The 12,362-nt window shown below is 71.8% G+C and carries 11 protein-coding genes and 2 pseudogenes; 8 read left to right on the forward strand and 5 right to left on the reverse strand.

The features are described from left to right. Nucleotides 1-219 precede the first annotated feature (219 nt). Nucleotides 220-985, forward strand: a pseudogene (locus tag ABZ924_RS30125) (IS5 family transposase). A gap of 290 nt (nucleotides 986-1,275) precedes the next feature. After that, nucleotides 1,276-1,626 (forward strand): annotated as a pseudogene (locus tag ABZ924_RS30130) (NUDIX hydrolase); the annotation flags it as partial. A 393-nt stretch (nucleotides 1,627-2,019) separates the two neighbouring features. Here the strand turns inward: ABZ924_RS30130 and ABZ924_RS30135 are convergent. Then, on the reverse strand, nucleotides 2,020-2,985 hold the full coding sequence (locus ABZ924_RS30135) for a pirin family protein (RefSeq protein WP_361916597.1): 966 nt from the start codon (nucleotides 2,983-2,985) through the stop codon (nucleotides 2,020-2,022). 106 nt (nucleotides 2,986-3,091) lie between these two features. On the opposite strand from ABZ924_RS30135, the gene ABZ924_RS30140 reads away from it, so the two are divergent. The 3 genes from ABZ924_RS30140 (at nucleotide 3,092) to ABZ924_RS30150 (ending at nucleotide 5,631) form a co-directional block, all read left to right on the forward strand. Next, the gene (locus tag ABZ924_RS30140; RefSeq protein ID WP_361916600.1) at nucleotides 3,092-3,442 is read left to right on the forward strand and encodes a tetratricopeptide repeat protein; all 351 of its coding nucleotides are present in this window, start codon (nucleotides 3,092-3,094) and stop codon (nucleotides 3,440-3,442) included. 136 nt (nucleotides 3,443-3,578) lie between these two features. After that, nucleotides 3,579-4,781: a methyltransferase gene (locus tag ABZ924_RS30145; RefSeq protein WP_361916603.1), complete on the forward strand. Its 1,203-nt coding sequence runs from the start codon at nucleotides 3,579-3,581 to the stop codon at nucleotides 4,779-4,781. A 28-nt stretch (nucleotides 4,782-4,809) separates the two neighbouring features. Continuing rightward, a complete protein-coding gene (locus ABZ924_RS30150) occupies nucleotides 4,810-5,631 on the forward strand; it encodes a MerR family transcriptional regulator (RefSeq protein WP_361916606.1) in 822 nt (273 codons plus the stop codon). Nucleotides 5,632-5,857: 226 nt separating this feature from the next. On the opposite strand, the gene ABZ924_RS30155 is transcribed toward ABZ924_RS30150, so the two are convergent. After that, a complete protein-coding gene (locus tag ABZ924_RS30155) occupies nucleotides 5,858-6,556 on the reverse strand; it encodes a hypothetical protein (RefSeq protein ID WP_361916609.1) in 699 nt (232 codons plus the stop codon). Between the two features lie 380 nt (nucleotides 6,557-6,936). Between ABZ924_RS30155 and ABZ924_RS30160 the strand changes: the two genes are divergently transcribed. Genes ABZ924_RS30160 through ABZ924_RS30170 form a run of 3 tightly spaced genes read left to right on the forward strand, consistent with a single transcriptional unit; the run spans nucleotide 6,937 to nucleotide 8,608 of the window. After that, nucleotides 6,937-7,494 carry a DUF6230 family protein gene (locus tag ABZ924_RS30160; protein ID WP_361916630.1) on the forward strand — a complete coding sequence of 186 codons (558 nt, stop codon included), beginning with the start codon at nucleotides 6,937-6,939 and terminating at the stop codon, nucleotides 7,492-7,494. Beyond that, complete coding sequence (locus ABZ924_RS30165; protein ID WP_361916612.1) at nucleotides 7,485-7,949, forward strand: DUF6114 domain-containing protein; 465 nt, start codon at nucleotides 7,485-7,487, stop codon at nucleotides 7,947-7,949. Before ABZ924_RS30160 ends, ABZ924_RS30165 begins: the two co-directional genes overlap by 10 nt. Beyond that, the gene (locus tag ABZ924_RS30170) at nucleotides 7,946-8,608 is read left to right on the forward strand and encodes a hypothetical protein (protein WP_361916615.1); all 663 of its coding nucleotides are present in this window, start codon (nucleotides 7,946-7,948) and stop codon (nucleotides 8,606-8,608) included. The genes ABZ924_RS30165 and ABZ924_RS30170 overlap by 4 nt, the downstream gene beginning before the upstream one ends. A gap of 133 nt (nucleotides 8,609-8,741) precedes the next feature. Here ABZ924_RS30170 and ABZ924_RS30175 read toward each other — a convergent pair whose 3' ends face one another. The 3 genes from ABZ924_RS30175 to ABZ924_RS30185 form a co-directional block, all read right to left on the reverse strand. Then, nucleotides 8,742-10,172 carry an NAD(P)/FAD-dependent oxidoreductase gene (locus ABZ924_RS30175; protein ID WP_361916618.1) on the reverse strand — a complete coding sequence of 477 codons (1,431 nt, stop codon included), beginning with the start codon at nucleotides 10,170-10,172 and terminating at the stop codon, nucleotides 8,742-8,744. 92 nt (nucleotides 10,173-10,264) lie between these two features. After that, nucleotides 10,265-10,636 carry a thioredoxin domain-containing protein gene (locus ABZ924_RS30180; protein WP_361916621.1) on the reverse strand — a complete coding sequence of 124 codons (372 nt, stop codon included), beginning with the start codon at nucleotides 10,634-10,636 and terminating at the stop codon, nucleotides 10,265-10,267. A 102-nt stretch (nucleotides 10,637-10,738) separates the two neighbouring features. Next, nucleotides 10,739-12,178, reverse strand: coding sequence for an aldehyde dehydrogenase family protein (locus tag ABZ924_RS30185; protein WP_361916624.1), 1,440 nt, complete (start codon nucleotides 12,176-12,178; stop codon nucleotides 10,739-10,741). Nucleotides 12,179-12,362 lie beyond the last annotated feature (184 nt).

Below are 12,362 nucleotides of genomic sequence, written 5' to 3' on the forward strand. Positions count from 1 at the left end.
CCTGCCGCGTACAACACCCTCTACTTTGGCTGCACCGAGCGCGTGATGCGCTCTACCAATTGCCTCTTACTCATAGCGGACCTCCATGGAAGATCAACCATTCTGGCAATGAGCCTTTCCAACCTGTCGGTAGGATGCGGTGGTTGGGCTGACAACGTAGCGAAGCCCCTGGTAGATGGGTTTTCGACCAAGAAGACCCGTCTCCACCAAGGGCTTCGTGTGCTTGTCTACCCCTCCGGACTGGACCTGTCCAGCTCTGCCCTGCGCTTCCTCACCACTCGCCTGAGAGAACACCGCCGGCTGCTCGGCACCCGATGGCGGCGCCTGAGTGCCGGCCGGCAGGCCCTGCTCGCCCTTGCCCACCTCCGCAACGGCCACCCCTACGCCCAACTGGCGGCCGGGTTCGGCATCGGCACCACCACCGCCTACCGCTACATCACCGAAGCCGTCGACCTCCTGGCCTCGCTCGCCCCCACCCTGGCCGAGGCCGCCCGGGACAGCTTCGACCAAGGCGTACGTCCTGCTGGATGGCACGCTCCTGCCGATCGACCGGATCGCCGCCGACCGACCCTTCTACTCCGGCAAGCACAAGAAACACGGAATGAATGTGCAGGTCATCGCCGAACCTTCCGGACGTCTGTTGTGGGCATCACCCGCCCTTCCCGGAGCCGTCCACGACGTCCGCGCTGCTCGCGAGAACGGCATCATCGACGCTCTTGCCGAGGCCGGCGTCCCGTGCTGGGCCGACAAGGCGCACCGCGGAGCCGGCGGCACGGTCCGTGTCCCTTACCGGGACAGATGGGAGACCCTGTCCAATGGCCAGCAGGCGGTCAACCGCTGCCACGCCAAGATTCGGGCCCTCGCCGAACAGGCCGTCGCCACCCTCAAGTCCTGGCGACTGCTGCGCAAGCTGCGATGCTCGACCACCCGCATCACGAGCCTCGTCCAGGCTGTCCTCTGCCTGCATCAGGCCAGCTCAGACTGAAGATGGAAAAGGCTCACTGCCAGCGCCCCCGGGCCCCGCCATCCTCCCGGCCCTGCCTCCAGCGCTGTTGGGGCCACCACTCCTTGGGCTCTCCCACCACTTCACAACGTAGCCGATCACCTCACCCCCTTGGCGACCTCCCACAAATCGGAACTCAAAGCAATCGAGTCCCTGCCCTTACCTCAGGCTGGGCTACGTGGATCCGGCCGACACCTCACCGCGAACCGGAACCGGACACCAGGAGACCTTCCGCCGATGCCGGCTCATCGGCTGCATCTGCGCCCGGCCCAGGTCGGGTCCTTCTCGTACGCCGACGGGTTGCAGAGGGCCAGCTCTCGTGGCAGTTTCCGGCGGGCAAAGTCGAATCGGGCGAGTCCTGCGAGGAAGCGGCCGTCCGTGAGACGAAGGAGGAGGCCGGCCTTGAGGTGGTCGCCGTTGCTCCGCTGGGCGAGCGGGTCCATCCCATCACCGGCCGGCACGTGTCGTACACGGCCTGCGAGGTGGTCGGGGGGACCGCGCATGTGGCGGACGCCGATGAAATCGCCGAGGTCGCGGGTGACCCTGCCGGAGATCCCGCAGTACATCCCTTACGGATCTTCAAGCCGGTCCAGCGACACCTGGACACCGTCCTTCGATCTTGACCACCGCTGCCAGGGCGAGAACGCCTCAGCGGCACCGCAAGGACGTTGTCACTTGTACACAAGATCCGCCACGCATGCTTCATCCACGAATCGCACGTCCGGCCCGATCCGAAGTCACGACCGTTGGTGCCAGCAGCGCGGTGGCTGCCACCACTGCCCTTACGGGCAAGAGGTCTTGCCTGGACCAGCAACCAGGATCTAACTACTCGTCAGTAAAGTCGGCAAAAGGTCAGCATTCGTCCGACCAAACTTGGTTACAGCCTGCAACAAATGAGACTCGACCGTCGGCTCCGAAGGCTCTCGCGCTGCGTCCGGCGACCTCCCCTGCGAAACCAAAATCGGAGGGCCGGGTGCGGGCGCGACACCCAGCCCTCCTCCACACAAACCAACAGGTCAACGCACTCTTCCTCGGGGCTTCAGGTGCGTCGGTGGAAGCTCGGGAGCCGGAAGCGGAGGGCCGTCATAGCCCTTCACCTCGCCGAATCTCGTCCCGTTCATCCAGTCTTCGCGGGCCTGCGCGATATCATCGTGTGACCGTCCGATCCAGTTCCAGAACATGACGATCTCCTCCTCGAACGGCTCGCCGCCGAGGAGCATCAGGTCGGCGTCCGAGGTGGCGCGGAGCGGGAGGTCGGTGCGGCCGCAGCCGAGGTAGAGCATCGAGCCCGGCAGGACCGGGACGCCGTCGACGTGGGCCTCCCCCGACATCGACAGCACGGCGTACTCGAAGTCCGGCTCCAGCGGGAGCCGGGTCTCGGTGCCTGCCGCCAGGGCGATGTCCGCGCCGACGATCGGGCTGTACGCCGTGCCCGGCGAGGTGGCGGTGTCCAGGGTTCCGAGGATCACCGTCGCCGACAGGCCGGGGGCCGTGACGTGCGGGAGCTCGGCGTGGTGCTGGAAGTGCGGCTCCACGTCGCGGTGGGCATCGGGGAGCGCGACCCACAGCTGGGCGCCGTGCAGGAGGCGGCCGTGGGAGCGGGGGCTCTCCTCGGAGTGGCTGATACCGCGGCCGGAGGTCATCAGGCCCAGCTCGCGCGGGCGGATCGTCTCCAGGCTGCCCACGCTGTCGCGGTGCAGCACCTCCCCGTCGTGCAGCCAGCTCACGGTCTGGAGCCCGGCGTGGGGGTGGGGGGCGACCTGCATGCCGGGCTCGCCGGCGATGTCGTCCGGGCCGTAGTGGTCGACGAAGCACCAGGCGCCCACCATGCGGCGGCCCAGGTTCGGCAGGAGTCGGCGGACCTCGGTGGACTCACCGAGCTTGACCTTGCGCGGGGACAGGAGCTCCCGCACGGGCTCGGCCACGACGAATCCGCGGCCGCCGCAGGCGGAGAGTGCGGGCTGGCGATCGAGATTGCTCATACCGCACAACTTAGTACCGCAGCGACCTCCGCGTTCCGTGGAATGCGCGGCTCCTGTCACGTGTTGGAGGGGGCGGACGCAGCACCCGAACGGCGGAAGGGACACGATGGACGCGCCGACGGCGTACTACGAGCACGGGACGGCAGCCGAGCGCTGGGCGCGCGCCGGGCTCTTCTTCGACGCGAAGGAGTACGCGGCGGCCGCGCGCATCCTGGAAACGGTGACGGCCGAGGCCCCCGAGCAGCTGGCGCCGCGGCTGCTGCTGGCCCGCGCCTGCTACCACTCGGCGCAGCTGGGCCGCGCCGAGCGGGAGCTGCGCGCCATCCTGGAGCGCTGGCCGGTGGAGGACTACGCCCAGCTGATGCTGGGCCGCACCCTGGAGCGCCAGGGCCGGGCCGCCGAGGCGGCGCCGTACCTGCGGCTCGCCGCGGCGATGGCCGGCGAGTTCCCCGAGTAGGGGGAGCTCCCGGGGTAGGGCGGGTTCCCGGAGCAGAGCAGGTCAGGGCCCCGTACGCGCGCGGTGGCACCGCCCCCGCCCCGCGTGTGCGGGGGCGGGGGCTGGGCTCGGATAGCCTGGGGGCACGATGAACCGTTTGACCACGCCTTTCGGCTCCTACGAGCTCACCCGCTTCCCCGAGGACCCGCGCGACCGGCTCCGCGCCTGGGACGCCGCCGACGAGTACCTGCTGCGCCACCTGGACTCCGGTACGGGCGAGCGCGGCCCGGTGGACCTGGCCGGGGCCGGGCAGATCACCGTGCTCGGTGACCGCTGGGGCGCACTGGCGACGGCCCTGGCCGCCCACCGGCCGACGCAGATCACCGACTCGTACCTCACGCGCGCCGCCACCGAGGCCAACCTGAAGCGCGCCGGGGCGGCCGAGGACGCGGTCACCCTGCTGACCACGCAGGACGCCCCGCCGGAGCGGATCGACGTGCTGCTCGTACGGGTGCCCAAGAGCCTGGCGCTGCTGGAGGACCAGCTGCTGCGGCTGGCCCCGCACGTGCACGCGGGCACCGTGGTGGTCGGTACGGGCATGGTCAAGGAGATCCACACCTCCACGCTGAGCCTGTTCGAGCGGATCCTCGGGCCGACCAAAACCTCGCTCGCCGAGAAGAAGGCCCGGCTGATCTTCTGCACGCCGGAGGTGGCCGCGGGCGGCGCGGCCCCCGAGGCGCCCGCCGGCGGCGGCTGGCCGCTCACGTACACCCTGGACCGGGACGCCGGCTCGGGCGCCGGCCTGACCGCGGTGAACCACGCCGGCATCTTCTGCGCGGACCGCCTCGACGTCGGCACCCGCTTCTTCCTCCAGAGCATCCCGAACAACACGGCCGGAGCCCGCGTCGTGGACCTGGGCTGCGGCAACGGCATCGTCGGTACGGCGGTCGCGGTCGCGGACCCGGACGCGGAGGTCGTGTTCGCGGACGAGTCCTACCAGGCGGTCGCCTCCGCGCGGGCCACGTACGAGGCGAACGTGCGCAGCGGCCGCCGCGACCGGGCCGAGTTCCTCGTCGGCGACGGGCTCGCGATGCTGCCCGCCGCGTCGGTGGACCTCGTCCTGTGCAACCCGCCGTTCCACTCCCACCAGGCGACGACGGACGCGACGGCGCTGCGGATGTTCGCGCAGGCGCGGCGCGCCCTGCGGCCCGGCGGCGAACTGTGGATCGTCGCCAACCGCCACCTCGGCTACCACACGCACCTCCGCCGCCTCTTCGGCAACAGTGAAGTCGCCGCGAGCGAACCGCGGTTCGTGGTGCTGCGGGCCGTCAAGCGGGAGAAGCGTCCGCGGCCCATGTGACCTGCCGGTACGTCCTACACTCGGCCGCGTGAGCAGCCTGGTGCACGACGACGCGGCGGACGACGGCACGAGTGACGGCCCGGATACCGGTGCCAACCCCGGTCCCGGCACCGGTCCCGGCACCGGCACCGGCCGCTACCGCCGGGAGGACCTGGCCCGCGCGGCCGGCGTCAAGGTGCGCAACCTGCGCTACTACCAGGAGCGCGGGCTGCTGCCGCCGCCCCGCCGCGAGGGCCGGATCGCCTGGTACTCCGAGGACCACCTCACCCGGCTGCGCCTGATCAGCGACCTGCTCGGCCGTGGCTACACCGTCAACGGCATCGGCGAGCTGCTGCACGCGTGGGAGGCGGGCGGCGGCTTGTCCCAACTGCTGGGCCTGGAACGGGCGATGACCCGCGACTGGGTCCAGGAGGAGCCGGTCACCATGAGCCTGGCCGAGCTCGGCGATCTCTTCGGCCCGGCGGCCACGGCCGAGGACACCCGGCGGGCGGAGCGGCTCGGGTACGTACGCATCGAGGGCGACCGGGTCACCCACCGCAGCCGGCGGCTGCTGGAGGCGACGCTGACGCTGGTGCGCCAGGGCGTGCCGCTCGCGGAGATCCTGGACGCGGGGGACTTCGTGCAGGTCCAGGCGGCCGCGCTCGCCGACCGGTTCGTCGGACTGTTCCGGCGGCATGTGATCGGGGCGGACGGGCTGGAGCACCTTTCGGCCACGCAACTGGATCACATCGGCGCGGCCGCGGCGGCGCTGCGGCCGGTGGCGCGCGAGGTCGTGGCCGCGGAATTCGCGAAGGCGATGGCCCTGCGGGTGGAAGCGGAGGTTGCCGAACTGCTGCGCGGGGGTCTCTAGCCACAAGAAACCGTTGCCGGGATTTCGCCGCGCAGTAGACGCCGAAGCCATCGCCCGCGCACTGCGGGAGGACAACGGCCGGCTTCACGAGCGCGTCGCCGTCCATGCCCAGGTCATCCACGAACTGCGCACCGAGCTGGACCGGCGCACCGACATCAGAGGTCAGCGCAGCCACGTCCGGACTCTGCCCACCAGCGCTACTTGATGCGCGAGGCTCCCGGCGCTGTCAGGGACCCTTTGCACTCTCGCGGGGGTCGGTAGCTGTGATCTGCTCAACGAACCGCCGTACCTGTTCCTCGACGGGCTCCTGCGCAGTCACGGACATGACGTGCCAGCGGTACGTACCGCCTTCGTCGAACTGGCTGGTGACGAAGGGCATGACCACTTCAGCAGACTCCCCCCGCTCTTGCACACGGATGCCGTGCACGAACGGCTGGCAGTCCCACCGCTTGTACCAGTCGGTTGCAGCGATCCGGTGGGCCAGTAGACGGGCCGCCGTGTCTACGGGCTCCTCCCAGCTGTGGTCAGCTACGACCCGAGCCAGTTCGGCGTCGTACTGTGAGGCGTCGAATCGGACCTCCGGTAGGACAGGGACCCGGATGTCGTTGGTGTTCTCCCAGCTCACCCACTCGACGTGATCGCCACGACGCTGGATGGTGACGAACACTCCTCCACAGCAATCGGTGACGCAGTCGTTGTTCGACAGTTCGACACGGCGAGGCTCGCGAGCGGCCCACAGCGGCCACGTCTCCGATGAACCGAGCCACATCTGCTGATAGCAGCTTGAATCGCCGTCCGGATGCATCTCCTCCAGCACGTCCTGGTCGTTGATCAAAGGACGTATGGCCGCCCCCTTCATGATCGCCTGCGGATGCGGAAGGACAGGACGGAGAGCAAGGACGCTCACCGGCGCAACGTGTTCCATGCCGCCCATGATCCCCGATCAGGAGCGCAGGATGGGAGCCCCGCCGGTGGGCCTGAGCCTCACCTCTGTCCGAGCGCGGGGGTATGGACCGGTTCGGCACTCAGCGCAGCGAGCCGACAACAGCTCGGAGTAGGCGAGAGAACGGGGGCAGTGACCGATCGGTAGGAGTCGGCCGAAAAGGCGCGCTCGAGCAACCTTGCCAACCACCATTGGCACTCTTACATTCAACTCGTCGGTAACAACGGTGCACAGCCGAAATAAGGGACGATCTCATGACGGACTCCCCTTCCTCCGACTTATCGGATGTATCCGGCCCGCCCGGCAGAGACGCAGACGCCGGCATCGGCACCGGCCGGGTCCGCTGGCGTCGCTTCGCCGTTCTGACCCTCCCCGCCGTGGCCGTGACCGCGGGTCTCGGCATCGCCCTCGCACAGGGCGCGCTTGCCGCCTCCTTCGCCGTGTCGGGGCAGCAGTTCAAGGTGTCGGCCAGCAGCCTGGAGGGCGAGGGCTTCGCCCAGTACGGAAGCATCGACGTCAACGCCCGCCAGGAACTGGTCCCGGTGGCGGTCACCGCCATCAAGGAAGCCAAACTCCACCACCTCTGCCAGTCGGTGGTGACCTCGCTGCCGGTGGTCGGCGACATCTCCCTCAACCTCACCGCCGGCAAGAACTCCCCCGTCGAGGCGAGCAACCTCTTCGTCGACGCCACCCAGCTCTCCGGCAACGCCGTCTTCACCAACATCGAGATCGGACGCGACGCCTCCACCCTCGACAAGGGACCGGCCGAAGCCGTCGGCATGCAGGACCTGTTCGCGCAGCAGGCCGACAGCGTCAGCATCACCGATCTCCAGCAGACGGCCTGGGCCACCAACGCGGGCACCTTCAAGCTCTCCGGCCTCAGCATGAACATCAGCAAGGGCAAGAAGGAATGCTTCTGAACCGCTGGCGGCGGTGGCGGCGCAGCAGGCCGTTCTGGGGCGGGCTCTTCGCCGTCCTCGCCGGGGCCGAGATCTGCGCCCTGCCGCTGGCACCGCTGAAGGTCATGCTCCAGCAGGGCGTGGCGGGCATCCCGTCCGTGCTCATGGGCATCGTCATGATCGTGCTCGGCCTCACCGCCTGGTTCGCCCCCGCCCAGCGCGGCCTCGCCGGTGTCCTGACCACGCTGATCGCCACGGCCGCGCTGGTGCTGTCCAACCTCGGCGGCTTCCTGATCGGCACCCTGCTCGGGATCCTCGGCGGCGGCCTGATGTTCGCCTGGCAGCCGAACGCCGCCCCGGCCCCTGCTCGTTCCCCTTCCCCCTCACCCACGCCTTCCCCCTCCGCCACGCCTTCCCCCACCCCCACGCCGTCCCCCACCCCACCGCACCCCGATCCCCAAGGAGCACAGCCATGAGCAGAAGGCGCACCGCGCTCGCCCTCGGGTTGGCAGCCGCCGGAGTGCTGTCCGTGGCCTCGGCCACCGCCACCGCCTCCCCCGCGGCCGCACCCGCACCGCTGGCCGGGTCCACCACCGTCACCCCGGCCGGGCACGCGTTCAAGGCCACCCTCAGCGGCAAGGCCACCCTCAAGGCCGGTTCGGTGACCGTGACCTGCACGGTCTCCGTCTCCACCGGCACCGTCCCGGCCGCCCCCGGCAACCAGAACGCCGCCGGACCCGTCTCCTCGCCGCTCACCCCGCCCACGTACACCTCGTGCACCTCGAGCATGCCGGGCGTGACCCCGACGGTCACCACCAGCGGTTCCTGGTCGGTGTCCATGCAGGACGGGTCCCCGATCACCGCCACCATGACGGTGCCGACCGGCGGGCTCGTCGTGCACACGACCGGCCTGGCCACCTGTACGGTCACCGCCGCGCCCGCCGGCCCCGCGAACGTCAGCGGGAGCTGGGTCAACGGCGCCCCGCCGAGCCTGACCTTCACCAACGCCTCCGTGCCGGTGACGGTCACGGGCGGCTTCGGCTGCCCGACGAGCGCGACCTCGTCCGTCTTCAACGCCGTCTACAAGGTCACCGACACCACCGACCCGGCGCAGCAGATCACCGTCGGCCCCTGACACCGGCCGGCGCCGAGCGGCCCACGCCGACCGGGCTGCCCCGATCGGGCCCGCCGCGCCCGGGCCACGCCGGGCCCGGCGGGCCGCACTCGGTATGACCATCCGAGGTATGACATGACCACCCGCGGCATGACTACCCGCGGTACGCCTCCAGCAGCCGCAGCCAGATCTCGCTCATCGTCGGGAACGCGGGGACCGCGTGCCACAGCCGGCCGATCGGGACCTCCCCGGCGACGGCGATCGTGGCCGCGTGCACCAGCTCGGCCGCGCCCGGCCCGACGAAGGTGGCGCCGAGCAGCACCTCCCGGTCGAGGTCGACGACCATGCGGGCCCGGCCCCGGTAGCCGTCGGCGTACAGGCCCGCGCCGGAGACCTTGCCCAGGTCGAAGTCGACCGCACGGACCCGGTGCCCGGCCCGCTCCGCCTCGGCCAGGGTGGGGCCCACCGCCGCTGCCTCGGGGTCGGTGAACACCGCCTGCGGCAGGGCCCGTACGTCGGCGGTCGCCGCGTGCGCGCCCCACGGGCCGGTGTCCGGCTCCGGGGTGCCGGCCGCGCGGGCGGCGATGGCGGCGCCCGCGATCCGCGCCTGGTACTTGCCCTGGTGGGTCAGCAGCGCGCGGTGGTTGACGTCCCCGACCGCGTACAGCCAGTCGTGCGCTTCGCTGCGGCAGCTGTCGTCCACGGCGATCCAGTCGCCGGGAGCCAGTCCGACCGTGTCCAGCCCGAGGTCCTCGGTGCGCGGCGTACGGCCGGTCGCCATCAGCAGCTCGTCGCCCTCCACGATCTCGCCGCCCTCCAGCACCACCCGGACCGGGCCGCTGCCCCCGTCGCGTACGACCGCCTCGGCCGAGACGCCCGTACGGACCACCGCGCCGGCCTCGCGCAGCGCCTCGGCGACCAGCTCCCCCGCGAAGGGCTCCATCCGCGGCAGCAGCCGGGAGCCGCGGACGAGCACGGTGACCTGTGAGCCCAGGGCCTGCCAGGCCGTGGCCATCTCCGCGGCCACCACGGAGCCGCCCACGATCAGCAGCCGGCCCGGCACCTCCCGGGCGGAGGTGGCCTCGCGGCTGGTCCAGGGCCGGGCACCGGCGAGCCCGGGCAGCGGGGGGACCACGGCGCGCGAGCCCGTGGCGACGACGACCGCGTGCCGGGCGGCGAGGACGTGGTGCTCGCCCTCGGAGCCGGTGACGACGACCCGGCGCGGTCCGTCCAGGCGGCCGTGGCCGCGGTGGAGGTGGGCGCCGATGGACTCCAGCCAGTCGGCCTGGCCCTCGTCCTTCCAGTTGCCGGTCCAGTAGTCGCGGTGCGCGAAGACGGCCGGCGTGTCCAGCGGGCCGCCGACGGCGCCCGCGAGCCCGGGCACCCGGCGGGCGTCCGCCCGGGCCAGCGCCGGGCGCAGCAGGGCTTTGCTGGGGATGCAGGCCCAGTACGAGCACTCCCCGCCCACCAGCTCGCTCTCCACCAGGGCCGTGCTGAGCCCGGCGGCGCGGGTGCGGTCCACCACGTTCTCGCCGGCCGGCCCGCCGCCGAGGACCACGACGTCGTACTCCACCGTTTCCGACATGCGCGCCCTCCAGGGCCAGGGGTCGACCGGAGCGAGCCCCCGGGGGCTCAGGGGCTCCCGGGGCTCGTGTTCCCCGTCACCTTAGCGACGGTTCAGCCACGGTCCTGCTCCGCCGCGGCGATCTTCGCGCGGACCTCGTCCATGTCGAGGGCGCGGGCCTGGCCGATGAGGTCGGTCAGAGCCGCCTCCGGCAGCGCGCCGGGCTGGGCGAAGATCGCCACCTGGTCCCGGACGATCATCAGCGTCGGGATCGAGGTGATCTGGAAGGCGGCTGCCAGTTCCTGCTGGGCCTCGGTGTCGACCTTGGCGAAGAGCAGGTCGGGGTGGGCCTCGGAGGCCTTCTCGTACACGGGGGCGAACGACAGGCACGGCCGGCACCAGCCCGCCCAGAAGTCGATCAGCACGAACGGGTTCTCGCTGACCGTCTGGTCGAAGTTCTCCTTGGTGAGCTCGACAGTAGCCACGGTTCCAGACCTCCTGATTGCCTCGTATGGTCTCTGAAACGATCGGCCGGCCGCCCGCATTCCGGCCCGCATTCCGGGGGCGATCCGCCGACGGCGTGTCGGCTAGAACGGGTGTCCGGCGGGGGTGGCCCGCAGGGTCGTCCAGCGCAGCTCCGTGAAGGCCTCCAGGTTCGCCTCCCCGCCGAACCGGGCCCCGGTGCCGGAGGCCCCGACCCCGCCGAAGGGGGCCACGGCCTCGTCGTTCACCGTCTGGTCGTTGACGTGCGCGATCCCGGTCGGTATCCGCTCGGCCAGCTCCAGCCCGCGCGCGGCGTCCCGGGTCACGATCCCGAGGGAGAGCCCGTACGGGCCGGCCGCTGCCAGCGCCACCGCCTCCTCCTCCGTCGCGAAGGAGCGTACGGGGGCCACCGGGCCGAACACCTCCTCCGTGTAGGCGGGCGTGTCGTCGTCGACGCCGGCGAGCACGGTCGGCCGGTAGAACAGCTCCTCGTGGGTGCCGCCGGCGACGAGCTTGGCCCCCTGCTCGGTGCTGGCCTCGACCAGCGCGTGGACCCGGTCCCGCTGCGCCGCGTCGATCAGCGGGCCGAGGTGGACCCGGTCGCGGTACGGGTCCCCCACCGCCAGCGACTCGGCCCGGGCCGCGAGCCGCTCCACGTACTCGTCGTACAGCGAGGCGTGGACGAGGTGCCGGCCGGCGGTCATGCAGATCTGGCCCTGGTGGAAGAAGGAGCCCCACGAGGCCTGTGCGACGGCGGCCTCGACGTCGGCGTCCCGCAGGACGACGAGGGCCGAGTTCCCGCCCAACTCCAGGTGGAGCCGCTTGAGGTGACGGCCGCCCAGTTCGGCGACGGACCGGCCGGCCGCCGTGGAACCGGTGAACGACACCACCCGCACCAGCGGATCGGCGACCACCGCGGCCCCCGTCCCGGCCCCGCCGGGCAGCACGTGCAGCAGCCCGCCCGGCAGCCCGGCCGCGGCGAACACGGCGGCCAGCGCCAGCCCGCCGCACACCGCCGTCCGCCGGTCCGGCTTGAGCAGCACCGCGTTGCCGAGGGCCAGGGCCGGGGCGACGGAGCGGATCGCCAGGATCAGCGGGGCGTTGAACGGGGCCACCACGCCCACCACCCCGGCCGGGACGCGGCGGGTGAAGGAGAGCCGGGGCGCCTCGCTCGGCAGCACCTGCCCGGCGGGCCGGGAGGCCAGCGCGGCGGCCTCGTAGCACTCCTGGGCGGCGACGTGCAGTTCGAAGTCGGCCTTGCCGGGGATCGAGCCGGACTCGCGCACCAGCCACTCGCGCAGCTCGGCGGCGTGGGCGGTGAACAGGTCGCCGGCGCGGCGCAGCACGGCGGCGCGCTCGAGGTGGGTGGCCCGCGCCCAGTCGCCCTGGGCGGCCCGGGCACGTACGGCGGCCTCGGCCACGTCGGCGGGCGCGGCGAGGTCGAGGGTGGCGAGGGTGCGGCCGGTGGCGGGTTCGACGACGGGCGCGGTACCGCCGGTGAGGGTCGGTCCGTCCTGCCAGAGCGTCGGGTCGAGGAGCGGCATGGCGCAGGGCCTCCGGGAGGGGATGGGCGGGCGGCGGGCGACGTGCGGGGCGGGGGGCGGCAGCACGCGCCATCGTGCCAGACCGGAGGCACCAACCTCTGTTCAGTTATTGGGCAGTTGACGGGCCGCAGTGACCGGAAACGATCGCCGCGACGGCCCGGGGGCCGGGGGGGGGTTGGGGCGG

This window comes from Streptomyces sp. NPDC046876, from assembly GCF_040645035.1.
Lineage (GTDB): Bacteria > Actinomycetota > Actinomycetes > Streptomycetales > Streptomycetaceae > Streptomyces.